Source organism: Kitasatospora sp. NPDC032150, from assembly GCF_055579945.1.
Genome location: NZ_JBVIMH010000005.1, coordinates 285,599 through 309,706 on the forward strand (window position 1 = coordinate 285,599; position 24,108 = coordinate 309,706).

The following is a 24,108-nucleotide window of genomic DNA, read 5'->3' on the forward strand; positions in this document are numbered from 1 at the left end:
CTCCAGAGATGTGGGCAGGCTTGGTGGCAGGGCGCACGGGAGCGCGCCGACCGCGGTGACGTCACGCGGTCGGCGGGCTGGTGGCGCGCTGTACTGCGGTCAGGAGGCGACGAGGTCGCCGGCCTGGAGCTGCCAGAGGGATGCGTAGAGCCCGTGCTGCGCGAGCAGTTCGTCGTGGGTGCCCTGCTCCGCCACGACACCGCCCTTGTCCATGACGTAGATCCGGTCGGCGTGGCGGACCGTGGACAGCCGATGGGCGATGATGATCATGGTTCGGTCCGCAGCGAAGCCCCTGAGCGCCCGCTGGATGGCAGCCTCGGTCTCGTTGTCCACCGCGGAGGTGGCCTCGTCGAGGATCACGACCGGCGAGTTCTTCAGGACAGCTCTCGCCAGAGCGATCCGCTGCCGCTGGCCCCCCGACAGTGCGGCACCGCGCTCGCCGACCACCGTGTGGTAGCCGTCCGGCAGCTTCGAGATGAAGCCGTGCGCCTCGGCCATCCGAGCAGCCTCCTCCACCGCGTCATCCGAAGCCCCGAAAGTGCCGTACCGGATGTTCTCGACGATGGTGCCGTCGAACAGGAACGGGTCCTGGGCGACGAAACCGATCGCGTTGCGCACGTCCCGCCGCGGCAGATCGCGCAGGTCCTGCCCATCGAGCAGCACACTGCCCGACTCCGCGTCCTGGAAACGCATCAGCAACTTCGCAATCGTCGTCTTCCCGGACCCGGTGGCACCGACGATCGCGGTGGTCTGCCCGGAGGAGATCTTCAACGAAACGTCCTCCAGCACCGGCGGCCGGCCGGGGTAGGCGAAAGTCACCTCATCGAGGACGATCTCCCCCTGCACATGCGCAACGGCGAGCGAACCACCGGTGCCATTGCTCTCGAGGGGCAGCTCGCGCAGCCGCCGCACACGGTCGTACGCGGCCAGCGTCCGCTGGTACTGGTCAACGATGCCGCCGAGCCGGCTCATCCGCAGCAGCACCATCTGGGGCAGGCCGATCAGCGGGCTGAACACCTCAAACGGCAAAGTGCCCTGCAACACCGAACGGCCCCCGATCAACAGCGTGCCGGCCATCGAGGCGGTCGTGCAGATCCGAACGGTCTCCGAATGCCGAATCGTGCTGCGGTCGGTCTGCCGACTGCTCTCCTGCGCCACCTGATCGAGACGATCGATGCGCCCCGCCTCGTAGTCCTCGGTACAGAAACTCTTGACCGTGGCACTCGCCTCCAGATTGTTCACCAACTGGCTGTGCAGCCTGGCCCGCTGCTCGCTCGAGGCGGCATAGTCAGCAGCGGCCCGGTCCTGATAGCGCAGCGACAACCAGGCGATGACCGGAACCGGCAGGAAGGCGATCCAGGCGATCTCCGGCGCCAGCAGCAGGAAGAGCGGCACCAGAACGAGCAGACTGGTGCCCAACTGCAGCGCATCATTCGCCGAAGTCGCGAAGAAGTCACCCAACTGGCCGACGTCCTCGGTCAGCACGCCAGCGATCCTCGTCGTCCGCTCACCCTCCAGGTGCCGCAGCTCCAGGTGCTGCACCTGCGCATACGTCCGGCTCCGCCAATCGTGCTGGACGTCCTGGCCCAACTTGCGCCACTGCACGCCCGAGGCGTAGGCGAGGCCCGCCACCGCGACACAGGCACCGACCACCGACCCGGCCAGGGCCCAGAGCTGAGCGGACGCGGTCGACAGCCCGAGCCGGACCAGCGGCGCGGCCTCACCCTTGATGAGCACCAGCCCGGTCCAGCCGAGGAACGTACCGAGCGCCATCTCCATGACCTGGCAGGCGACCGACAGCCCGGAGGCACGGTAGAGCTGTCGGCGATGCGGTCCGACGATCTCCAGCAGGGGATGCCGGCTCACCCCGACCCCGGACGCCTCCCGGATCTCGGCGGACGAGGCTCCGGATTCGTCGACGGTCCTGCGCCATGCCCGCCGGACGACGACCGTGGTCCCCGCCGCTACGGCGCCCAGTGCCGCCAGGTGCTTGCTGAACGCCGACCGGCGGACGAGGGCGATACCGGCCGCCACCCCGCCCGCGACGGCGAGGACGGAGCCGGTACCGCTGCGCTCCGAGCGTGGAGCAGGCGCCTTGGTGGGCTGTGCCGGTGCCGGACGGGCAATTCGGGCGGCGTTCTCCGCGAGCAGTGCGACCGCGCTACGGACGATCCGGCCGACGTCGTTGGCCCTCACCCTCGCGTCGTGGCGGACGAGAACCCCTCCGGTGATCGGGCTGGCCTGTGCCTCCGTGATGCCGGGGATGCGCCGCAGGGCCGCGGCGAGGACCTCGGCGACCTGCGGCCGTCCGAGTACCAGCTTGACGTCCCAGCGCTGCCGGCCCGGAATGACCGAGCGCGGACGCACTTCCACATCCACGGCGCGATACCCGGCTGCGGCACCCAGCAGAGATGGCATGTGTACGATCACCTGTTTGCGGAGGTCGCAAATCCCGCCACGGGCACGACGGAGCGCTGCGACAGATCGGAAATTCTCAAGGTCGGGACTACTTGTTTTTCTAGCGCACTGCCGGCCACCGCGTGGGCGCATTTCCCATGAAAGGAATGCGCACCCACACGGAGAACCCTCAACCGGTCGACAGGATCCGGGAAATTCGCACAACAGCCGGCACGGAGACGGTCCGGACTGTCGCCCCGGCCTGCCTCAGAGCGTCTTTCCGGAACCCGCGGTCGCGCGGATCTTTGCAGCCGCCCGGACATCGCTCTCGGACCGGCCGGCGGCGGACTCATCCTTCCCGCTGTCGGAGGCGACGCCGGTAGCGCTCCTCGCACTGTCGGCCCCATGGGGCGCCATGTCTCCTGCGGCGATCTGAGCCGCCACCATCTCGGCGGCCACCTCGGCCGCGAGGTCGTGAATGTTCTCTCCGGCCTCGTGGGCCGCCTTCTTCACCTCAAGGGCGAGCCCCACGGACGTCTTGACGACGCCTCGCATCAGCGGCTTGAGGAGACGTTTGGCCAGTGGTGCGACGATCAGGCCGACCAGGAAGGGCGGTACGACGGGCGGCATGGTTCTCCATCCTCTCAACACATACGTACGACAGGCGCTCCGGCCACTGGGGACACCGGAACAGCGCACAGCTAGGCGGACGGAAGTACCCACTCCGGAATTCACGATCCGCGTCACGCCGAACAGACCGGGGCACTTCCCGTGAAGAGCCGAGAATTTCGCTCCCCGGGAAATATTCCCGAACCACTCGACGGACGGTTCACATATCCGGAGGGTCCACACATCCGATGCTCCCGCATTGCGAGACCCAGCGCCCGCTGATCGACACGGTAGTCGATTCATGTCGGTCGGGACCAAACCGCATCCGCCCGTTTCACCCATGCGAGTGCTCTTCGACCCGCCAGGAGGAACGGACCTCACCAACAGTGACACTCATCCCGCCACAACCATCTCATGGTATTTTCCGAGACCATTAGCCATTGCCATGGCTGCGACGTCTTTGCTTCCCGCAGCCCCACCATGGCAGGGCTGCGGGAAGCGTAAGTCGCGGCCGGGGAAGCCGTCGTCCACCATCCGCTCGCCGTCGCCCGCCTACGCCTTCTCGGGCACGACCTCGCCCACCGACTGCCCGCCGCCCCTCATGTCGGCACTCACCTCGGCGGCAAGGTCATGGATGCCGTGGCGCGCCTCCTGGGCGCACTTCTTCACATCCATGACCACCCACACGGACGCCTTGACTACTCCTCGCGCCAGTGGCTTGACGACCCTCTTCGCCAGCGGAGACGCGATCATCCCGACCAGAAAGGGAGGGAGAACAGGTGGCACGACCATCGGTTACCTCACAGAAGGAGACTGGACTGGAACCTGCAACGTTCGACCGAGGGATCGTACTTATTCGTTCACGCAACGAAGCCGGCGCCTTACGGAGCGTTCCAATCGGTTCACATTAGTTCACCCGTTCGGTCCCTCCCGTCCGTCCCCAGCTCACGTGCCACCCGGCGACGCAGGGCAGGCCACGGAAGCGCACCGCCGTCCAGTACCGCGTCATGGAAGACCCGAACGTCGAATCCGGCGCCCGCACGCGCCTCGGCATCCGCACGCAATGCGCGGAACTCCACGTACCCGGCGCGGTAGGCCAGTGCCTGTCCCGGCAGGTCGCTCGAGTAGCGCAGCAGGTCCGTCGCGGTCTGGACATCGGACTGCGTCGAATGCTCCCGCATCAACGCCCGCGCCTGGTCGAGCGTCATCATCCCGAGGTTGAGCCCGGTGTCGACGACCAGACGCGCGGCGGTGAACCGTTCCTGGGTGAGCCGCCCGTACGCCTCCCACGGGTCGTCGTATAGGCCCATCTCCCAGCCGAGTCCGGCCGCGTACTCGGCCCAGCCCTCGTTGAAAGCGTTGAACGCGGCCACTTCCCGCCGCAGGTCGGGCAGGGTCCCGTTCTCGGCCTGACGGGCCAGGTGGAAGTGGTGTCCGGGCGCGAGCTCATGGTAGATCAGCGAGGCTGCGCCGAGCAGTGAACGGTTCGACAGGTCCGACCCGTTGTACCGGTACCGCCCGACGGGCTGGCCGGCGGTGGGCTGCTCGTAGTAGCCGTACGTCATGCCCGCCTCCAGTGCCGGATCGAGGCGTGCCAGGCCGTACGGAGCGCTGGGCAGGGTCGCGAACCAGCGCGGCAGCTGGGGCGCAAGCCGGTCGAGGTGGCTCCGGTAGCAGGCTTCGACGTCCTCGGGGGTCCGCGCGTGGAGGCGGGACTGCCCGGCGAGCCGCTGGTGGAACTCGGACTCGGTCCCGAAGTAACCGAGCGCGGAGCGGACCGAACGCATCCGCTCGGCGAGCTCACGGCAGTGTTCCAGACCGAGTTCGTGAAGACGCTCGGGCGGGGTGTCGCTCGTGGTACCGGTCCGGACGAAGGACCGGTACGCCTCCTCGCCGCCCTCGTACTGGGCCCACCCGACTCTCTCGGGGGCGCGCTCCAGGTAGGCCGGGTCCCCGATGACGGCGAGCAACCGGTCGAACGCCGGCTCCAGCTCCGCGGCCACCGACCGCGCCACCCCGTCGCGCAGCCGGCCACGGCTCGCCCGGTCGAGTACGGCGAGCCGCCCGTCCTCCACCTCGACGAAGCGCGCGGTCGAGGAGCGCAGCGCGGTGATCGTGGCCTGGGCACCGGGCAGGGCGGGGGCGGGGATCCGGAAGCCCCGCGCCGCCTGTCCCGCCACCTTGTCACCGACGGTGCCGACGGATGCCGCGAGATCGTGCAGGACCGCCAAGTACCGGTCGACATCGTTGTGATCGCCGAAGGCGAAGGGGCGGAACACCGCATCGCCGTACAGCGAGAGGTTGAACAACTGGTACGGCGTGGCGGTCGGGGTCAGCCAATGGAACCGGCCCGTCTCCACGTCCTGTTCGGCCAGCGCCGCGAGGAAACCGGCGGAGTCGGCGTCGGGCCCGGACAGGCCGGCCGCCTCCAGCGCGCCGACCCGTTCCAGGACGTCGAGTGCGAATCGGGCTCGCTCCTCGGCCTCCTCGGCGGACCCGCCGGGCAACGACTCGACGGGCAGCCCGCGTCGGACCCGCAACAAGGGGTCCCGCGCGAGCAGGAAGTCCCAGTATCTGACCACGAGTTCGGCAATCTCTCGGCTGCCTTCCCGGGCGCTCTGAACTGACTGGTGCGTCGTCACGGAGCAAGTGTCGTCGCGCGGCGGTCCGGCAACCCGCCACCGCGGCATCGTCGTTGAGCGAAGTCCTCCGAAAGGACGAAACGAGTCGTTCCGACTCCGGCCCGACGGCCGCTCGGTGGCACGATAGCCGCCATGCACCGTCGAACCCTCCCGGGCCGGATCGCGGTCTTGGCCGCCGCCATCGCCGCTTCGGCCGGGTGCAGCGGTAACCTCCCCTCGCCGTCCGCGAGTTCCCCGGTGGTGATCGGCGGGACGGTCAGGGTGGCGACGGCTTCCGAGATCGCCAGCTTCGACCCCTACTCCACGTTCGGTACCGGGACGGCCCGCTACGCCTACGACTCACTGATCAACGTGGCTGCAGACGGGGCCGTGGTGTCCGGCCTCGCGACGAGCTGGCAGGCCAGTGCCACCTCGGCCACCTTCACCCTCCGTCCGGGCGTGACCTGCTCGGACGGGACGGTGCTCAAGGCGTCCGACGTGGCCGACGCCCTGACGTATGCGAGCGATCCGGAGCACCAGTTGGCCGGTGCCCAGACGACGCTGCCCAGCGTCCCGTTCACCGCGACGGCCGACGACCCGGCCGGCACGGTGTCGGTGACGACGGCGGCTCCGTACAGCTTCCTCACCCGGACTCTCGGCCTGCTCCCCATCGTCTGCCCGGCCGGTCTGAGGGACCCGAAGTCGCTGGCGCGAGCCAGTTCGGGCACCGGCCCGTACGTACTGAGCGGTTACACCCCCGGGGGGCCCTACGTCTTCACCGTGCGCGAGGGTTACGCGTGGGGTCCGGGCGGAGCGACCAACGCGGCGCCGGGCCAGCCCGCGAGGATCGTCGTCTCGGTGGTACCGCAGGCCTCCACGGTGGCGAACCTCCTGCTCACGGGCGGTGTGAACATCGGGACGGTGAACGGACCGGACCGCTCCCGGCTCACCGGGCGCGGCCTGGGCGCGGTCGAGGTACCGACCGTCGTCGGTCTGACCTTCTTCAACGAGCGCCGCGGCCGGCCGCTGGGCGACCGGGCCCTGCGCCGCGCCCTGGTCGCCGCCCTGGACCGCGCGGGGCTCGCCAACGTCGCGGCCGGGGGCACCGGGACACCGGCCACCCACTTCACGGCGACCGACGCCGTCTGCCACGCGGACCTGGCTGCGGCGAACCTGCCCGCCGGCGACGCCGAACAGGCGCTGCGGTCCGCGGGTTGGACGAGGACTACGGACGGCCGACTGGCCAAGGACGGCCGCGTCCTCCACCTGCGCCTGATCACCAGTCCCGACGTCGGCTCCACGCTGCCGTCGGTCGCGGAGCTGATGGCGCGCAGCTGGACCGCGCTCGGCGCGCAGGTCCAACTCGTCAGCGAGAACCTCAACGCGCTGGTGAACGCCATGTACCAGGAGGCGAACTTCGACGTCGTGGTCGGCAGCACCCCGGGATTCCTGCTTCCCGCCGCCTTCGTCCCGTTCTTCTCCGGCCCGTCCCCCGCCGAGGGGCTGAACTTCGCCGGCATCGACAACCCGGAGTACTCCCGGCTGGTCGCCCGCGCCCTCCAGGAGCCCGACACGGCCGGGTGCGCGACCTGGAACGGAGCGGCCACCGCGCTGTTCCGCTCGGCCGACGCCCTGCCCATCGCGGACGGTGCGAGCACGGTCTACGGGTACCGCACGACCTTCGCCGTCGGCTTCGGCGGCGCGGTCGTCCCGACCAGCATCCGGCTGCACGGATGACCGGGATGGGCGGCATGACCGCCCGCCTCGCCGTCCTGGCCCGGCGTCACCCGTGGTCGGCCTTCTGCTGCCGGCGCGCGGTACGGCTGACCGTGTCGCTGGGCGCCGTACTCACCGGGTCGTTCGCGATGATCCACCTGATCCCCGGCGACCCGGTCCGCGCCGCGCTGGGCATCGATGCCGCACCTGGACTCGTCGCCGCGAGGAGGCACCAACTCGGCCTCGACCAACCGCTCATGGCGCAGTTCCGGCACTACCTGTCCGGTCTCGCCCACGGGGACCTGGGCGTGTCGCTGGTGACCGGCCTCCCCGTAGCGGAGCTGCTCAGGACGCGACTGCCGGCCACCCTGGAGATCGCGACACTGGCCTTCCTCTGCACGGTCCTCGTCGCCTTCCCGGCGGGACTGCTCGCCGCGATCCGCACCCGCGGCGGACGGCACCCGCGCAGCGAGCTGGTGTTCACTGCCGCGACGGCCGCGCTGACGGGTCTGCCGGACTTCGTGCTCGCCGCGGGCCTGACGGCGGGGCTGGCGGTCGGTCTCGAGCTGTTCCCGATCGCGGGTGGGGCGGGTGTGAGCTCACTCGGGCTCCCCGTGCTCGCGCTCGCACTCGCGCCAACTGCCGTACTGGCCCGGATCGTTCGGGTGGAGGCACTCAAGGTGCTCGCCGAGGACTACGTCCGCACCGCCCGGGCGAAGCGGCTGCCGGCCGTCGTCCTCTACCTGCGGCACGTGGCACCGAACATGCTGGTCGGGTCGCTGACGATCGCGGGCAACCTGTTGCCCGCGCTGATCGCGGGGACGGTGCTCGTCGAGAAGGTCTTCGCCTGGCCGGGTGTCGGCTCGGCTCTCGCGCAGTCCGTGGTCGCGCACGACTACCCGGTGGTGCAGGCGATGGCACTGGTGCTGGGAACGGCGGTCCTCGTCGCGAACTTCCTGGTCGATCTGCTCCTCGGGCTGCTCGACCCCCGCTCGACGATCCGGGAGATGTGACCTTGACTGCCTCGCTGCTTCCCCGGGCGCCACGGGTCGGCTCACGTCCCTCCGTGCTCCCGCCGATGGCCGTCGTGGCCGTGGCCATGGCCGGCTCGCTGCTCTTCCTGGCCGTCGCCGGGCCGGTCATCTGGGGGCCTGCGGCCGAACGCCTGGATCTGTCCGCGGTGTTGCAGGGGCCGTCCGCAGCGCACCCGGTCGGGACGGACAATCTCGGACGCGACCTGTTCGCCCGGGTGCTGACGGCCACCCGGCTCTCGCTGGTGCTCGCGCTCGCGGCGACGCTACTGGGTGCGGTGGCGGGGGTGGCGTTCGGTTCGCTCACCGCCGTCGTGGGAGGCCGCAGCCGCCGGCTGTTGGGCTCGTTGATCAACCTCCTGCTGGCCTTCCCCGGCCTGCTGGTCGCGATGTTCTTCGCGGTGCTCTTCGGTGCCGGAGCGGCCGGTGCGGTGCTGGCGCTCGCCATCGGCTCCACCCCGGGCTTCGCGCGCCTCACCCAGACCCTCGCCGCCCGCGTGGCGGACACCGACTTCATGGCGGCGGCACGTGTCCTGGGCCTGCGTCGCCACCGCCTCCTGTGGCGTCACGTCCTGCCGAACATCGCCGAGCCGTTGCTGCTCAACACCACGATCTCGGCGGGCTCCGCACTCGTCGCGCTCTCCGGGCTGAGCTTCCTCGGGCTGGGCGTACAGGCACCCGGTTACGACTGGGGGCAGTTGCTCAGCCAGGGACTGGACCGCATCTACGCCGAACCGCTGCCGGCGATCGCGCCGGGCCTGGCCATCGTCTACACCGCCTTGACCTTCCAACTGCTCGGCGAGGTGCTGGCCCGGGCTGCCGCCCGACGCCACGGCGGCCTGCCACGCATGCCCGGGCAGGCAGCGCGCCCCGCCTCCCCGGCGGCCCCGGCCACCGACGACCACGTCCTGGAGGTCGAGGACCTCACGGTTCGCATCCCCACCCCCGACGGGGTGAGCCACCCGGTCCGCGGCATCAGCCTCGCCCTGCGCCCCGGGGAGATCGTCGGCCTGGTCGGCGAATCCGGCTCCGGCAAGTCACTGACCGCGCTCGCCCTCGCCGACCTGCTGCCCGAGCAGGCGCGGGCGGCCTGGCGGACCAACCGCTTGCTGGGCACCGACGTCGACACCATGCCCCCCGGGGCGCGCGACAGGCAGCTCGCGACCGGACTGGCGATGGTGTTCCAGAACCCGGCCTCGGCCCTCAACCCGTCGCTCCGGATCCGGACACAACTCACCGAGGCAGCGCGCACCCACCTCGGCCTCAGCCGGTCGGATGCCCTCGCACAGGCCCGGACCGCCCTCACCCGGGTGGCACTGGCGTCGCCGGACCGGCTGCTGCGCTCCCGCCCCCACCAGCTCTCGGGCGGCCAGCGCCAGCGGGTGATGATCGCGACGGGCCTGATGACACGACCCCGGCTGATCATCGCCGACGAACCGACGACGGCGCTCGACGTCAGGGTGCAGCGGCAGATCGTGGAACTGCTCCGCGGCATCAGGCGCGAAGCGGCCACCGCGGTCCTGTTCATCAGCCACGACGTCGCCCTCGTCGCTGACCTGTGCGATCGAGTCCTCGTCATGTACGGCGGGTTGATCGTCGAGAGCCTCCCGGCCGCCCACCTCGCCACCGACGCGCGGCACCCCTACACCCGGGCACTGGTCGAATCGGCGCCCGACCTGGCCGCCGACCGCGACCGTCCACTGCGGACCATCGACGGCTTGCCGCCGGATCCCCTCTCCCCGGGCCCCGGTTGCCCGTTCCAGCCGCGCTGCGCCAACCGCCAGGCCCGGTGTGCGGAGGAGAACCCGCCCCTGTCCGACCTCGGCGTCGGCCATCGGGTGGCCTGCTGGCACCCGATGCCGCCGCCGGTACCGCACATCAAGGCGGCGCTCACATGACCGGTCTGACGCTCCGTGATGTCACCGTCCGGTACCACGGGCCGACCGGCATGGTCACGGCCGTGGACCGCGTCCGGTTGGAGGTCGCCGAGGGCAGAACGGTCGGACTGGTGGGCGAGTCCGGCTCGGGGAAGTCGAGCCTGGCCCGGGCGATCGTCGGCCTCGCGCCCACCAGCGGCGGTGAGGTCCTGGTCGGCGGCCGTCCGGCTCACACCCGCACGGTCCGCGACCGGCGTCGGCTGGGCCGGCAGGTCCAGATCGTCTTCCAGGACCCGGACACCGCGTTGGACCCGCGGATGACCGTACGGCAGACCCTGATCGAGGCGGCGACCGCTTTCCGCGGGCTCGACCGCGGTGCCCGCGAGCCGCGCCTCACCGAACTGCTCGACCTGGTCGGCCTCGACCCGAGAGTCGCGGACCGGCTGCCACGTCAGCTCTCCGGCGGCCAGCGCCAGCGCGTCGCCATCGCCCGTGCCATCGCCGTCGATCCCGGTGTCCTGATCGCCGACGAGATCACCTCGGCGCTCGACGTTTCGGTCCAGGCTTCGGTCCTCAACCTGATCCGTGAACTGCAGCGCCGGCTGGGCCTGTCCATGCTGTTCATCGGGCACGACCTGGCCGCGGTCCGGTACGTCTCCGACGTCATCGCGGTCATGTACCTCGGCCGGATCGTCGAGACCGCCCCGACCGAGGAACTGCTGTCCGACCCGCAGCACCCGTACACCCGCTCGCTGCTCGCCGACGCCCCGCGTCTGCACACACCGCCTCGCAGGACGGACACCTCACGATGACTCCTGAACGGTCCGACACCGTGCCGACCGGCGCGGACGCGGTGGTGGTCGGCGCCGGGGTGATCGGCGCCGCCGTCGCCTACGAGCTGGCGCGCACCGGTCGGCGCGTCCTCGTCCTCGACAAGTCGGGCGGAGCCGGGCACGGGTCGACCAGCTCTTCCAGTGCGATCATCCGGTTCAGCTACTCCACCCGGGACGGCGTCGCCACTGCCTGGGAGTCACAGCACCACTGGTCCGACTGGGCGACGTACCTGAACCGCTCCGACCGGCGTCCCCTCGCCAGGTTCCACCGCACCGGGGCCGTGGCGCTCGACGCGCCGTTCCCCCCGACCTCGGCCTTCGTCCCACTCTTCGACGAGCTCGGCGTCCCGTACGAACTGTGGGACGCCGCGACGCTGCGCAGCCGGATCCCCGGCATCGACCCGGGACGGTACTGGCCCCCGAAGTCCCTCCGCGACGACGCCTTCTTCGCCGGACCGACCGGTGAACTCGGTGCCCTGTTCATGCCCGACGCCGGCTTCGTCGACGACCCGCAGCTCGCGGCGCAGAACCTCGCGGACGCCGCGGCCGAGCTGGGCGTGCGATTCCTGTTCCACCGCACCGTGGTCGGCATCGACCGGCGGGCGGACCGGGTGTCGGGCGTCCGGCTCGCCGACGGCACCGCCGTGGCGGCTCCCGTGGTGATCAATGCGGCCGGCCCGTGGTCCGGCGAACTCAACCAACTGGTGGGCGTCGGAGCCGAGTTCACCGTCAGGGTACGGCCGCTGCGCGAAGAGGTCCACCAGGTCACAGCGCCGCACGGGTACGGCACGGAGGAGACCCTCGGGCCGGTGATCGCAGACCTAGACCTCGGCAGCTATCTGCGTCCGGCCGCCGGCGGACACCTGCTGATCGGCGGAACCGACCCGGACTGCGACACCCGGGAGTGGATCGACGACCCCGACACCGCGAAGCCGTATCCGACCGTGGGCCGGTTCCAGACCCAGGTGACCCGGGTGGCGCGCCGCTTCCCCGGACTCGCCGTTCCGAACCGGCCCAGCGGCACCGCCGGTGTCTACGACGTCACCGACGACTGGACACCGATCTACGACCGCACCGACCTCGGCGGTTACTACGTCGCCATGGGCACCAGCGGCAACCAGTTCAAGAACGCACCGCTGGCCGGCCGGTTCCTCGCCGCCCTGGTCGAGCGTGTCGAGGCCGGGCACGACCACGACCGCGACCCCGTGCACTACACCTGCGAACACACCGGCAACGTCGTCAACCTGGGAGCCTTCTCCCGCAAGCGCCGCGTCGACAAGGACTCCCCCCGCTCCGTCATGGGTTGACGGAACGGGGGAGGGAAATCACCTGCGTGCTCTGGGAGTTGTCACACGCGAGCGGCGCGCGGTACACCGGCCGCCAGGTGTCGGTCAGCCGGCTGGCTCGCTGGACGGCGGTCGCCGCTCCTCCGCGATCTCGTCGACCAGATTCCGCACCACCTCGGTCACGAACTCCGGCACCTCGTGCGGGAAGTTGTGCCCGGTGCCCTCCGGGGTGTAGATCCGCCGCGCCCTGGTCGAGGTGGCCAGGAACCGGCTTCTGGTGTTGAGGTAGAAGCGGCGCAGCCGCTCGGCCTGGACGGGATCACCGACGGCATCAAGTATCTCCTCGCCGCCGGTGAGGTCCCGAGGAGTCACCAGCAGGAGGCGCAGATCCCCCAGATCGCCGTCATAGACCACGGTCTGCCACCCCCGCCGGGCCATCCCGATCGGCGACAGCTCGCTGTAGATGGACGCCGCGGCGCAGTCCGACCCCGTCCTGAAGGCATCGATGCGCGTCGTACAGGCCGGCGGCGTCCGGGCCGGCTCGACGACACCCTGCGGCCCGTCCGTACCACGGCCACGGCCACGGTGAATGCCGAACAGATGGCACAGTGCGGCCCGCAGGTGAGTCGCCAGGGACCGCGTCAAGGACCGGTTCGGCAGCGCGTAGACGATGACGTCGGGAGGCGTCGGGTCGAGCAGGACCAGCCCTGCCACGAGCTCCGGCCGGCGCCGGGCGGCGTTGGCGGCCAGCAGCCCGCCGAAGGAGTGCCCCACCAGGACGAACGGCCCGTCCAGGCCGGCTCGTTCCAGAGCCGTGAACAGTTCCACGGCTTCGGTCGCCGTCGTCCGCGGGAACGGGCCGACATCACTCCACCCCGATCCGGGCCGGTCGACCAGGACCGACCGGGTCGTCTGCCGCAGCACCGCGTGCAGCCGGTGGAACTCGTGGCCGGCCGCGTGCCCGCCGGGCACCCAGACGACAGTCGGCTTCGTCCCGGACTCGCCCTCGACCAGCACGTGCATCCGGTATCCGCCGACGTCCACCAGCTGACCGGGCGGCGGGCACTTCGCCCGCACCCGGGCGAGGCACACCAGATGACGGACGGATCCCAGCACCATCAGTACGGCGACGGCGACCACGATCCCGCCGATCACACGGGCCCAGGTCCCGCTCAGACCGAGACACCACGCACCCGATCCGCCGACCAGCAGGGCGATCGGCAACCCGGCCCAGTCCCGGCTGATCACCGTGAACAGCCCGTTCATGGCACGCCCGTCCTGCCTCATCCGCGCTCCGTCTCAGCCGCCGGACCCAGCTGCCGCCCATCACCTCTTTTCCTGGTTTACACACTTCTAAGCGGGCTGACCCAGGCGAACGCGCATACGGGGGAGGGGCCCGCCACACCCGGTGCCCCTCCGGCCACGCGCGGCAGGCCGTGCCGCTCGGCTGCGAGGACGGCCGCTCGCACGGGCGAGGACGGACAGTTCGAACGGGCGGAGCGAGTCGGTGCGCTCCCACTCTGCCGGCAGGGCTCAATGCTCCTGGGCCGTCGGGCGCATCGCGGGGCCGGGGAGGTGCGCGGCACGGACACAGCTCGATAACGGGCGGCGCCACCTCTTGTGCAGTGCAATTTCACATTATTATGTTACTGGTCACACGGCGGAGCGGCCGGACCTCGACGGTCGCCCTCCCGGTCGGGCCTCGGACCACCCGCCGGGGCGGATCACGGGCTTCACGGCAGGCCCCCCACAGCGGAGTTGCTACATGACCAGGCGCACCCACGCCGCCCTCGCGGCAGCCCTCGCGGCGACCCTCACCCTCGGCCTCGGGGCCTGCAAGAACGACAAGAGCGACAACGGCGGCGACGATTCGGCGGCCGGCAGTACCAAGGCCCCCGGCGCCGCCTCCGGGACGATCGTCGGCGGCACCCCGGTCAAGGGCGGCACCCTGACCGTCCTCTCCAACCAGGACTTCGCCCACCTCGACCCGGCCCGCAACTGGACCATGCCGAACATGGACTTCGGCATCCGGCTGCTCTACCGCACCCTGGTCACCTTCAAGGCCGAGCCGGGCGCCGCCGGCAGTGAGATCGTCCCCGACCTCGCCACCGACCTCGGCAGATCCTCGGACGGTGGGAAGACCTGGTCCTTCACCCTCAAGGACGGCGTCACGTACGAGGACGGCACGCCGATCAAGTCCGCCGACATCAAGTACAACGTCGAACGCTCCTTCGCCCCGGACCTCACCGGCGGCCCCGACTACGCCCAGCAGTACCTGGCCGGCGGCGAGAACTACAAGGGCCCGCTGAACGGCGAGCACCTGGCCAGCATCGACACCCCGGACGACAAGACCGTCGTCTTCCACCTCAAGCGCCCGGTCGCCGAGTTCTCCTACACCGCGACCCTGCCGACCTTCGCGCCCGTGCCGCAGTCCCGGGACAAGGGCACCCAGTACGACCTGCGACCGTTCTCCTCCGGCCCGTACAAGATCGAGACCTACGACCGCGGCAAGCAGTTGGTCCTGGTCCGCAACAGCAACTGGGACCAGTCCACCGACCCGGTCCGCAAGGCATACCCGGACAAGATCGTCGTCGTCCAGGGCCTCAAGGGCGGCCAGGTCGACGACCGGATCATCGCGAGCGAGGGCGCGGACGCCTCCGCCGTCGAGTGGATGAACCTGCGCCCGGAGTCGATCGCCAAGGTGTTACCCAAGCCGGACGTGAAGTCCCGGCTGATCGCCGAGCAGCAGGGCTGCACCGACATGCTCTACCCCAACACCTCCAAGGCGCCGTTCGACGACCCCAAGGTGCGCGAGGCACTGATGTACGCGGTGGACCGGGACGCCCAGGTCACCGCGTACGGCGGCCCGGCGATGGCTGACGTGGCCACCTCCTACCTGCCGCCCGCACTGAGCGGCGGCACCAAACAGGACACCCTGAAGATCGCCCCGACCGGCGACCCGGAGAAGGCCAAGCAGCTGCTCAAGGAGGCCGGCAAGACCGGCCTCAAGGTCTCGCTGACCGTCTCCTCCGGTGACAAGACCCGGGCCGAGGCGCTCCAGCAGTCACTGGGCAAGGCCGGCATCCAGGTCACCATCACCACCGCCGACCCATCGGTCTACTACGACACCATCGGTGACACCAAGAGCGCGCCCGACCTCGCCATCCTCGGCTGGTGCCCGGACTACCCGTCGGGCGCCACCTTCCTGCCCATGGTCTTCGACGGCCGCAACATCAAGGAGAAGGGCAACCAGGGCAACGTCGAGCAGTTCCGCGACCGGGCCACCTCGGACCGGATCGACCAGATCAACGCGATGAGCGACGTCACCGAGGCCAACAAGGCGTGGATGCAGCTCAGCGAGGACCTGCTGAAGAAGGCGCCCACCGTACCGCTGCTCTGGCAGCGCCGCCCGCTGCTGGCCGGCACCAACGTGGCAGGCGCCTTCGGCCACCCGGTCTGGACCGGCCAGTGGGACTTCGCCACCATCGGTCTCAAGGACCCCTCCAAGAGCAAGGGCTGAGGGGCCGTCCGCGATGAGTAACACCACCCCTTCGGAAGCCGAAGACCGCGCCGGTGTCTACAGTGCCCATCAGCGGCTCCGCCGCGGGGACGAGCGAGAAGCGAGCGGAGGGGGTGCCCCTCCCCCAGCCTCCGGCCGGGAGGTACCCCCCAGGCTGGGGGAGAGCGTCGACACCGGATCACGAGCGGCCGGAGGCGAACGAGGAGTCACAGCGACCGTCGCCGCGCCGGTCGCGGCGGCGCGACCCGCGCAGGCCGCCGCCCGTGGGCCGTGGCGGCTGGTCTGGGACCAGCTCTGGGTCAAGAGCTCAGCCCGGTTCGGCCTGGTCACGGTCGCCCTCCTGGTCCTGCTGACCGCACTGGCCGGACCGCTGAGCGCGCTCGGCGGCTGGTCCCCCGAGGAGTTCGACAAACGCGCGATCGACCCGTACCTCGGTGGCCTGCCGGTCGGCGACTTCGGCGGGATCGGGACCCGGCACTGGCTGGGCGTCGAACCCGGGACCGGGCGCGACCTGTTCGCCCGGGTCCTGCACGGTGGCCAGGTCTCGCTGCTGATCGCGTTCGCCGCCACCGCCGTGGTCGTGGTCACCGGCACCCTGGTCGGGATCACGGCCGGCTACTTCGGCGGCCGGACCGACACCATCCTCTCCCGGCTGATGGACCTCACGTTGTCCTTCCCGTCCCTGATCTTCATGATCTCGATGATGTCGGTGGCCGAGGACGTCAACCGGGTCCTGCTGATGACCTTGGTGATCGGCATGTTCGGCTGGCCCGGCATCGCCCGCGTGGTGCGCGGCCAGACCCTCTCGCTCAAGCACCGCGAGTACGTCGAGGCCGCCAAGGTCGGCGGCGCACGCTCCTGGCGGATCCTCACCCGGGAGATCCTGCCGAACGTCTCCGGCCCGATCATCGCCTACACCACGCTGCTCGTCCCCGGCATGATCGCCACCGAGGCTGCGCTCAGCTACCTCGGCGTGGGCGTGCGACCGCCGACACCGTCCTGGGGCCAGATGATCGCCGAGAGCATCAGCTTCTACGACACCGACCCGACGTACTTCCTGATCCCGACGGTCTTCCTGTTCCTCGCCGTGCTCGCCTTCACCCTGCTCGGCGACGCGCTGCGTGACATCCTCGACCCCCGGGGAGGCCGGTCGTGATCCTCTACCTCGGCCGTCGACTGCTCGCCGCGGCCGGCATCCTGTTGGCCGTCTGCGCGATCACCTTCACCATCTTCTACCTGCTGCCCTCCGACCCGGCGGTGGCCGCCTGCGGCAAGACCTGCAGCCCCGAGCGGGTCGCCGAGGTCAAGACGGCGATGGGCCTGGACAAGCCGGTCCGGGAGCAGTTCGCCACCTACATCACCGGCATCTTCGCCGGTCGTGACTACGGCAGCGGGCCCAGCGCCACCCACTGCGGCTTCCCCTGCCTCGGCTACTCCTACGAGTACTCGCTGCCGGTCTGGAACCTGCTCACCGACCGCCTGCCGGTCTCCGTCTCGCTCGCCATCGGCGCGGCCGTGCTCTGGCTGGTCCTCGGCCTCGGCGCAGGCGTCACCTCGGCGCTGCGCAAAGGCGGGGTCACCGACAAGACGCTGATGGTGCTCTCGGTCGGCGCCGCGTCGCTGCCGGTCTACTTCACCTCGATCATGCTGATCTGGGGGATCGTCCGGACGGCCGGGCTGCTGCCGTACCCGGCGTACCACCCGTTCACCGAGAACCCGGTCAAGTGGGCCTCCAACCTGCTGCTGCCGTGGATCGCGCTGGCCCTGCTGTACGCGGCCATGTACGCCCGGCAGAGCCGCAACTCGATGATCGAGGCGATGGCCGAGCCGTACATCCGCACCGCCCGGGCCAAGGGCCTGCCGGCCGGCACCGTCGCCGTCAAACACGGGCTGCGCTCGGGGATGACGCCGATCCTCACCATTTTCGGCATGGACCTCGGCGGGCTGCTGGCCGGCGCCGTCATCACCGAGTCGATCTTCGGCCTGCCCGGTGTCGGACGGCTGTTCTACGACGCGCTGGTCCGCTCCGACCAGCCCGTCATCCTCGGTGTCACCCTGCTCGCGGCCTCCTTCATCGTCGTCGCGAACCTGCTGGTCGATCTGCTCTACGCGTACGTCGACCCGAGAGTGAGGTACTGATGTCCCTCTTGGAGGTGGAGGACCTCAAGGTCTCCTTCGGCACCCCGCGCGGCACCGTCCGGGCGGTGGACGGCATCTCCTTCGCCGTCGAGGCCGGGCGCACGCTCGGCCTGGTCGGCGAGTCAGGCAGCGGCAAGTCGGTCACCTCACTCGCCGTCATGGGCCTGCACCGAGGCGCCGCCGTCACCGGTTCGATCCGGCTGAGCGGGCAGGAGCTCAACGGGCTCGGGGAGCGGGAGCTGGGCACCGTCCGGGGCCGCCGGATCGCGATGATCTTCCAGGATCCGCTGTCCAGCCTGCACCCCTTCTACACCGTCGGGGAGCAGATCGCCGAGCACTATCGGGTGCACTTCAAGGCCTCCCGCAAGGCCGGCCGGGCACGGGCGGTCGAAATGCTGGCCGAGGTCGGCATCCCGGAGCCGGCCCGCCGGGTCGACGAGTACCCGCACCAGTTCTCCGGCGGCATGCGCCAGCGCGTGATGATCGCCATGGCGCTCGCCTGCGAACCCGACCTGCTGATCGCCGACGAGCCCACCACGGCCCTCGACGTCACCGTCCAGGCGCAGATCCTCGACCTGATCGCCCGCCTCCAGCAGGAGCGCGGCCTCGGCGTCGTCATGATCACCCACGACCTGGGCGTGATCGCCCGGGTCGCCCACGAGGTGCTGGTCATGTACGGCGGCCGGGCGGCCGAACAGTCCCCGGTGGACCAGCTGTTCGCCGCCCCGGCGCACCCGTACACCCGTGGCCTGCTGGACTCGCTGCCCCGCCTGGACGACACCGACGACGCCCCGCTGCGGGTCATTCCCGGCAGCCCGCCGTCGCTGCTCTCCCCCGCCCCCGGCTGCTCCTTCGCCCCGCGCTGCGCCCGCACCACCGCCGCGTCCGCCGAGGAGCACGCCCGCTGCCTGGCCGAACGCCCCGTGCTCGGCCCGCTCGCCCCCGGCCACCAGGCCGCCTGCCACCTGCCGCTGGTGCCGGAAGGAGCGCGGCCATGACGGTCACGACCGACACCCTGCTGTCCGTACGGGACCTGGTGAAGACCTTCCCCGGCCGGCGCGGGCGCACCGGCCGGCCCGGTGCCCCGATCCGAGCCGTGGACGGGGTCAGCTTCGACGTCGGCAAGGGCGAGACGCTCGGTCTGGTCGGCGAGTCCGGCTGCGGCAAGTCCACCACGGGGCGGATGATCGTCCGGCTGCTCGACCCGACCTCGGGCACCGTCACCTTCGAGGGCACCGAGATCGGCGGGCTCTCCCAGGCCCGGCTGCGGCCGCACCGGCGGAACCTGCAGATGGTCTTCCAGGACCCGTACTCCTCGCTCAACCCCCGGCAGACGGTGGCCCGGATCGTCTCCGAGCCGCTGTTGATCCAGGGGGCGAGCGCGGCGGACGCGCGCAAGCGGGCCGGCGAGCTGATGGAACTGGTCGGACTGATCCCCGAGCACCTCGACCGCTACCCGCACGAGTTCTCCGGCGGCCAGGCGCAGCGCATCGGCATCGCCCGCTCGCTGGCCACCTCGCCGAAGCTGGTCATCGCCGACGAGCCGGTCTCCGCGCTCGACGTCTCCGTCCAGGCCCAGGTGGTCAACCTGATGGAACGCCTCCAGCAGGAGCTCGGCCTGGCGTACGTGTTCATCGCACACGACCTCTCGGTGGTCAAGCGGGTCTGCGACCGGGTCGCGGTGATGTACCTGGGCCGGATCGTCGAGATCGGCGACAAGGTCGAGGTGTACGGCAATCCCGCACACCCGTACACGAAGGCGCTGCTGTCCGCCGTGCCACTGCCGGACCCGGCGGCGGAGCGGGCGAGGGAGCGGATCGTGCTGCTCGGCGACCCGCCGAGCCCGGCGAACCCGCCGGCAGGGTGCACCTTCCATCCGCGTTGCCCGAAGGCGCAGGCGAGCTGCCGGACGGAGCGTCCACTGCTGCAGATCGTCGGCCCGGGGGGCCGGCAGGCGGCCTGCCACTTCCCGGAGGCCCGAGGACCGGGCCTGTAGAGCCGCCGGACTGTCCCGCTTCCCCCACGCCGGGCGGTACGTCACCCAGCGGGCGGGGGGCGCGCCCCTCGCCGCACTCGCCCGGTCGGCGCAGCGGGGAACCCTACGAGGGCCGCGTCCGACCGGGTTCCAGCCGTTCCCACCTGCGGACCGTGCTCGCCCACCGGCCGTGCTCGCGCATCGGCCGTGCTCGCGCATCGGCCGTGCTCGCCTTCGGGGCACGCCTTCAATGAAGCGCGAGGCGATATCTCGTATGTCACAGGCCACTTGGAAGGGGCCCGGCGCAAGCGACAGGGCGCCGCACCACCGGTGCGATGCCCCTGTCCGACGGCCCGTCAGCGGGTGCTGTACTCCACCGCCACGCTGACCGCCACCAGCAGCGCGTACACCGCCGCGAGGGTGGTCCGCCCGGTGCCGTACAGGGCGAGCGCGGCCGAGCCGAGAACGAGCAGCTTGAGTACGATCTCCACGGCGAGCGGCTGCCGGAACCTCGGCCCGCCCGCGGCGAGGAACAGGCCCCAGAGCGTGGCCGCCAGGGCCGGTGCGCCGAGCCCCAGCAGCAGCCGAAGCGCCAGGTTGGAGCCGGTCCTGAACCCCCAGTAGCAGAGCGCCGCCAGCATGGCCAGCTCCAGCCCGAAGGCGAGTCCGGCGTTGACCACGGTCAGCGGCGTCCACTGCCGCTGCCCGACCGGGCCGGGTCCGTCGATCCTCATCCGTGCGCTCTCCCCGTCTCGCCGCGCCGCCCGGGACGGGCGGCGACCACGCGGAGTGTCGCAGCCCGGCCCGGAGAACTCAATGGATCACCCCAAATCGGAGCAGAGGAAGGCGAGTTCGGCCTGCATGACCTCGTTTCCACGACACCGTCACCGTGGCCTCGATCCGCCTCTGGCTCAGGCCGTGACCAGGCAGATAAAACGGTGGTCGTCCGCCCTGCTTCCCTGACACGATCTGGCTGTGACCACGTTGTTCCTGATGGTCGGCCTGCCGGGGGCAGGGAAGACCACGGGGGCTCGGCAGCTCGCCGAGGAGCACGGCGCACTGCGCCTGACGCCCGACGACTGGATGATTCCCCTGTTCGGCGAGGCGAAGGCGGACGGGAAGCGCGACCTGCTGGAGGGGCGCATGCTCTGGCTCGCCTTGGAAGCGGTCAAGCCGGGCACCAACGTCGTGGTGCACTAAGGCTGTTGGGCCCGGGACGAACGGTCCGCGATCCGCCGGCTGGTGGAGGCCGAGCACGCGTGCTTCCGCATGGTCTACCTGCCGGTAGCAAAGGTCGCGACACGCTGGAGCGGGCCGTGAGTTGGGTGAGGTCCTGGCCGCTCAAGTGGTCGACGAGCTGTCGTGGCGCGCTGACCAGGAACACCGGCCATGTCTGTTCGAGACGAGCGCGCCGGGCATTACGGAATTCGGACGGGTCGCACCGGGCTGTGCGACGGAATAGGGAAGCCTCGTAGGTTGTCAGTACCAGCAGGTGCCGATGGCTGTCACCTGATGTCGAAACCCGCGCCGAAGAACCGTGAAGGCGGCGCTGTACCCGTGAGGGGGAAATGATGGCAACCGAGAAGGCCGTCCTCGCCGGTGGCTGTTTCTGGGGGATGGAGGAGCTCTTCCGCCGTCAGCCCGGTGTCGTGTCCACCCGTGTGGGCTACACCGGGGGTGATGTCCCCCGTGCCACCTACCGCAACCACGGCAGCCACGCCGAGGCCATCGAGGTGCTGTACGACCCTGCTCGAACCGACTACCGGGCGCTGCTGGAGTTCTTCTTCCAGATCCACGACCCCAGCACGAAGGACCGCCAGGGCAACGACATCGGCACCAGCTACCGCTCCGCCATCTTCTACACCAGCGACGAGCAGAAGAAGACTGCCGAGGACACCATCGCCGACGTGGACGCCTCGGGGCTGTGGCCGGGCAAGGTTGTCACCGAGGTCAGCCCCGCCGGCGACTTCTGGGAGGCCGAGCCCGAGCACCAGGACTACCTGCAGAAGTTCCCCAATGGCTACACCTGCCACTTCCCGCGGCCCGGCTGGAAGCTGCCCAAGCGGGCGGCGGGCTGAGCACAGCGGCGCGCGGACGGCACATCCGCGCGCCGACTCGCTCCACCGGCCGACGTTCGGCAGGCCGGCCGCGGACCCACCGAGGGAGCAACGATGCGTGACTACCCGAAGACGATCACTGAGCGGCGGCAGGCGCGTTCGGCCACGGCCAGCTCCGCCTGGACGCGGTCGGCCTCCTTCCGCAGCTCGTCCACGCGACGGCGAGCGGCGAGAGCGTGATCGGTGACTGTGGGCCGTTTGGCGGTCAGGCTGTGCCTGTTGATCACGGTCCAGGTCAGGGACCGTCCGGCATGATGAGCTACGTCAACGTCGTCCGCTGACCCGCAGTCACCACAATGGCCGCACCACGAAGATGCGTTGCGGGACACCGCGCTTTCCCGGTCCGGCCACTTGGACTATTCGGGCTGCTCGATCTGCTGGGCCAGGCCGAGGGCCTCGCGGAGCCTGGCGCGGCTCGAACCTGATGCGGCCTGCTCGCGCGGAGACGGTTGACAGTTGATGTCACCCGTTCGCGCCGCACCGATCGCCGCAGAACGCACGTTCGGATTCGATGGCATCGAGCTCCGAGGGGCACACCGGCCGTGCCGGCCTACGACAGAGGAAGGATTCTCCATGCCTTTCAACAAGGGAGACCACGTGCGTTTCGCACCCCGGCCCGACATAGAGGAGAGAACCGCGGAGGGCACCATCGTCGACGTCACACAGGATCGCAAGGGGCGAACCCACTATGAGGTTCAGCGCGACGCGGATCCTTCTGGGCCCGTCTTCTTCTTCGGGGAAGACGACATAGAGAAGGCATGACAGTCGTCGAAACCGCAGACACCGAGCACCCTCGCCGGAGGACCGCCTGAGCGCCGTCGGCGACCAGGCCACGGCCGTTGGGCCGAGTGGCCGTGACGTCCCAACGGTCGCCCGACCGGATCGGTTGCCTCCGGCGACGCTCGACCGGGCCGGCTGCGCACTCCAAGGTCGGAGTGCGCCGCCGGCCGCCGCGCGCCGCGCACCCACGAAGGAGCTGACCACGGTGGTGATCCCGGCAGACCGAGGAGCTCGTCTGCCTCCCGCAAAAGGCCGGTGATGGACTGATGGTGCAGCCCTGCTCGACAGGCTGGTGCCCAGACCACGGCCACGGTGCGCCACGGCAATGCCGACCCACTCCAGCCAACCGGCTCCGTCGATCGGATCGCCGACGGCAGCTTCGCCGATCGGCGTTCCGTCCGGCTCCCGCAGGTGGAGGCACCTCTCCGGAGGGTGATCACGGACGCACACGTCCGTGATCGGACACGTGCGGATCTCGTGGGCGCCCTGGCGCGGCAGGGGGCGGCGACGGTAGCGACAGCGGTCACGCACGGAGAAGCCGACGGCCTCCGAGACCTTGCGAGTCCCGGGGCGAGTGCTCACCGGCAGGCCCCGCTGTGCCGGCGACAGTGTGGTGGCGAACCCGAATCGGTCTCACGGACCCGTACGCGTTCAGCCACGTGATGGCCGCCTCGGATGCCGATGGCGCCAACGACTGGGACGTCTCGGTGGACTCCACGGTGGTGCGCGCCGACCAGCACGCCGGAGCCCGCAAGGCTCCGCCACCTCCCATGTTCTCAAAGGGGGCGGTGGTGGCGGAATATCAGATTGATCCGGCGTGGGCAGGGCTGGCAGCCCACCTGGAGGAGGTGGTGCTGCAGGCGAGGGTCTGGGCCGCTCGCGTGGCGGTCGCCCTTCCGGTCCGCTCACCGGCCGACGATCTGAAGCGTCCCGCGCGCGATCTCTGCCATCGCCTCGATCGGCGCTCTGCCCGGCCACTGACGGGACGCCAGCACCGCATCGAGGACCGCCGCCTGCCGCAGGCCATCGATGTCTGAGCCGCCCGTCGTATCCTCGGTGTTCGCGAGTTGGCTCCCCCTCGTTCATCGTCTACAGTCCTGTAGACCTTCTATCTAGTGCCGCATCAGGCAACGTTCGCCCTGTTCACGACCTCGCGTAGGCGTTCGTCCTGGGCGTGCTTGTTTCGCCAGATGATGTAGCGGCGGAT

At 70.4% G+C, this 24,108-nt stretch carries 20 protein-coding genes and 2 pseudogenes; 14 read left to right on the top strand and 8 right to left on the bottom strand.

The annotated features are described in order from the left end of the window. Window positions 1–99 precede the first annotated feature (99 nt). The 4 genes from ACZ5ON_RS09230 to ACZ5ON_RS09245 form a co-directional block, all read right to left on the bottom strand. A complete protein-coding gene (locus ACZ5ON_RS09230; RefSeq protein ID WP_465587868.1) occupies window positions 100–2,418 on the bottom strand; it encodes an ATP-binding cassette domain-containing protein in 2,319 nt (772 codons plus the stop codon). A gap of 246 nt (window positions 2,419–2,664) precedes the next feature. Then, window positions 2,665–3,027, bottom strand: coding sequence for a DUF5132 domain-containing protein (locus ACZ5ON_RS09235; protein ID WP_465587871.1), 363 nt, complete (start codon window positions 3,025–3,027; stop codon window positions 2,665–2,667). Window positions 3,028–3,558: 531 nt separating this feature from the next. Continuing rightward, window positions 3,559–3,759 (bottom strand): DUF5132 domain-containing protein, encoded by a 201-nt coding sequence (locus ACZ5ON_RS09240; RefSeq protein WP_465587874.1) that lies wholly within the window; start codon window positions 3,757–3,759, stop codon window positions 3,559–3,561. A gap of 149 nt (window positions 3,760–3,908) precedes the next feature. Continuing rightward, a complete protein-coding gene (locus ACZ5ON_RS09245) occupies window positions 3,909–5,648 on the bottom strand; it encodes a DUF885 domain-containing protein (RefSeq protein ID WP_465587878.1) in 1,740 nt (579 codons plus the stop codon). Window positions 5,649–5,780: 132 nt separating this feature from the next. Here ACZ5ON_RS09245 and ACZ5ON_RS09250 point away from each other — a divergent pair, with 132 nt between their 5' ends. The 5 genes from ACZ5ON_RS09250 (at window position 5,781) to ACZ5ON_RS09270 (ending at window position 12,391) form a co-directional block, all read left to right on the top strand. After that, window positions 5,781–7,364, top strand: coding sequence for an ABC transporter substrate-binding protein (locus ACZ5ON_RS09250; RefSeq protein ID WP_465587882.1), 1,584 nt, complete (start codon window positions 5,781–5,783; stop codon window positions 7,362–7,364). Between the two features lie 14 nt (window positions 7,365–7,378). Further along, window positions 7,379–8,356 (top strand): ABC transporter permease, encoded by a 978-nt coding sequence (locus ACZ5ON_RS09255; RefSeq protein ID WP_465587885.1) that lies wholly within the window; start codon window positions 7,379–7,381, stop codon window positions 8,354–8,356. 65 nt (window positions 8,357–8,421) lie between these two features. Then, on the top strand, window positions 8,422–10,272 hold the full coding sequence (locus ACZ5ON_RS09260) for a dipeptide/oligopeptide/nickel ABC transporter permease/ATP-binding protein (RefSeq protein WP_465587888.1): 1,851 nt from the start codon (window positions 8,422–8,424) through the stop codon (window positions 10,270–10,272). Beyond that, complete coding sequence (locus tag ACZ5ON_RS09265) at window positions 10,269–11,063, top strand: ABC transporter ATP-binding protein (RefSeq protein ID WP_465587892.1); 795 nt, start codon at window positions 10,269–10,271, stop codon at window positions 11,061–11,063. The genes ACZ5ON_RS09260 and ACZ5ON_RS09265 overlap by 4 nt, the downstream gene beginning before the upstream one ends. Continuing rightward, window positions 11,060–12,391, top strand: coding sequence for an NAD(P)/FAD-dependent oxidoreductase (locus ACZ5ON_RS09270; RefSeq protein WP_465587895.1), 1,332 nt, complete (start codon window positions 11,060–11,062; stop codon window positions 12,389–12,391). Before ACZ5ON_RS09265 ends, ACZ5ON_RS09270 begins: the two co-directional genes overlap by 4 nt. Window positions 12,392–12,475: 84 nt before the next feature. Here the strand turns inward: ACZ5ON_RS09270 and ACZ5ON_RS09275 are convergent, their stop codons facing one another. Next, the gene (locus tag ACZ5ON_RS09275) at window positions 12,476–13,636 is read right to left on the bottom strand and encodes an alpha/beta fold hydrolase (RefSeq protein ID WP_465587898.1); all 1,161 of its coding nucleotides are present in this window, start codon (window positions 13,634–13,636) and stop codon (window positions 12,476–12,478) included. A 499-nt stretch (window positions 13,637–14,135) separates the two neighbouring features. Here ACZ5ON_RS09275 and ACZ5ON_RS09280 point away from each other — a divergent pair, with 499 nt between their 5' ends. From ACZ5ON_RS09280 to ACZ5ON_RS09300, 5 genes are read left to right on the top strand one after another with little or no spacing between them, the layout of a single operon-like run. Then, the gene (locus ACZ5ON_RS09280) at window positions 14,136–15,890 is read left to right on the top strand and encodes an ABC transporter substrate-binding protein (protein WP_465587901.1); all 1,755 of its coding nucleotides are present in this window, start codon (window positions 14,136–14,138) and stop codon (window positions 15,888–15,890) included. A 13-nt stretch (window positions 15,891–15,903) separates the two neighbouring features. Continuing rightward, window positions 15,904–17,046: an ABC transporter permease gene (locus tag ACZ5ON_RS09285; RefSeq protein ID WP_465587904.1), complete on the top strand. Its 1,143-nt coding sequence runs from the start codon at window positions 15,904–15,906 to the stop codon at window positions 17,044–17,046. After that, window positions 17,043–18,029, top strand: a complete 987-nt coding sequence (locus tag ACZ5ON_RS09290) for an ABC transporter permease (RefSeq protein WP_465587907.1) — start codon at window positions 17,043–17,045, stop codon at window positions 18,027–18,029. The genes ACZ5ON_RS09285 and ACZ5ON_RS09290 overlap by 4 nt, the downstream gene beginning before the upstream one ends. Then, window positions 18,029–19,027 carry an ABC transporter ATP-binding protein gene (locus ACZ5ON_RS09295; protein ID WP_465587910.1) on the top strand — a complete coding sequence of 333 codons (999 nt, stop codon included), beginning with the start codon at window positions 18,029–18,031 and terminating at the stop codon, window positions 19,025–19,027. Before ACZ5ON_RS09290 ends, ACZ5ON_RS09295 begins: the two co-directional genes overlap by 1 nt. Next, window positions 19,024–20,025, top strand: coding sequence for an ABC transporter ATP-binding protein (locus ACZ5ON_RS09300; protein WP_465587912.1), 1,002 nt, complete (start codon window positions 19,024–19,026; stop codon window positions 20,023–20,025). Before ACZ5ON_RS09295 ends, ACZ5ON_RS09300 begins: the two co-directional genes overlap by 4 nt. A 335-nt stretch (window positions 20,026–20,360) precedes the next feature. Here ACZ5ON_RS09300 and ACZ5ON_RS09305 read toward each other — a convergent pair whose 3' ends face one another. Next, on the bottom strand, window positions 20,361–20,738 hold the full coding sequence (locus ACZ5ON_RS09305) for a YrdB family protein (RefSeq protein WP_465587915.1): 378 nt from the start codon (window positions 20,736–20,738) through the stop codon (window positions 20,361–20,363). Between the two features lie 241 nt (window positions 20,739–20,979). Between ACZ5ON_RS09305 and ACZ5ON_RS09310 the strand changes: the two are divergent. Together ACZ5ON_RS09310 and msrA are read left to right on the top strand one after the other, a co-directional pair. After that, a pseudogene (locus ACZ5ON_RS09310) lies at window positions 20,980–21,315 on the top strand (P-loop nucleotide/nucleoside kinase family protein); the annotation flags it as partial. Between the two features lie 260 nt (window positions 21,316–21,575). Further along, window positions 21,576–22,082 carry a peptide-methionine (S)-S-oxide reductase MsrA gene (gene msrA / locus ACZ5ON_RS09315; RefSeq protein WP_465587918.1) on the top strand — a complete coding sequence of 169 codons (507 nt, stop codon included), beginning with the start codon at window positions 21,576–21,578 and terminating at the stop codon, window positions 22,080–22,082. Between the two features lie 101 nt (window positions 22,083–22,183). Here msrA and ACZ5ON_RS09320 read toward each other — a convergent pair whose 3' ends face one another. Then, window positions 22,184–22,348 carry a hypothetical protein gene (locus ACZ5ON_RS09320; protein WP_465587921.1) on the bottom strand — a complete coding sequence of 55 codons (165 nt, stop codon included), beginning with the start codon at window positions 22,346–22,348 and terminating at the stop codon, window positions 22,184–22,186. Window positions 22,349–22,694: 346 nt separating this feature from the next. Between ACZ5ON_RS09320 and ACZ5ON_RS09325 the strand changes: the two genes are divergently transcribed. Further along, window positions 22,695–22,883, top strand: a complete 189-nt coding sequence (locus tag ACZ5ON_RS09325) for a hypothetical protein (protein ID WP_465587924.1) — start codon at window positions 22,695–22,697, stop codon at window positions 22,881–22,883. A gap of 680 nt (window positions 22,884–23,563) precedes the next feature. Further along, complete coding sequence (locus ACZ5ON_RS09330) at window positions 23,564–23,938, top strand: hypothetical protein (protein WP_465587927.1); 375 nt, start codon at window positions 23,564–23,566, stop codon at window positions 23,936–23,938. Between the two features lie 86 nt (window positions 23,939–24,024). On the opposite strand, the pseudogene ACZ5ON_RS09335 reads toward ACZ5ON_RS09330, so the two are convergent. After that, window positions 24,025–24,108: pseudogene (locus tag ACZ5ON_RS09335) on the bottom strand (transposase); the annotation flags it as partial.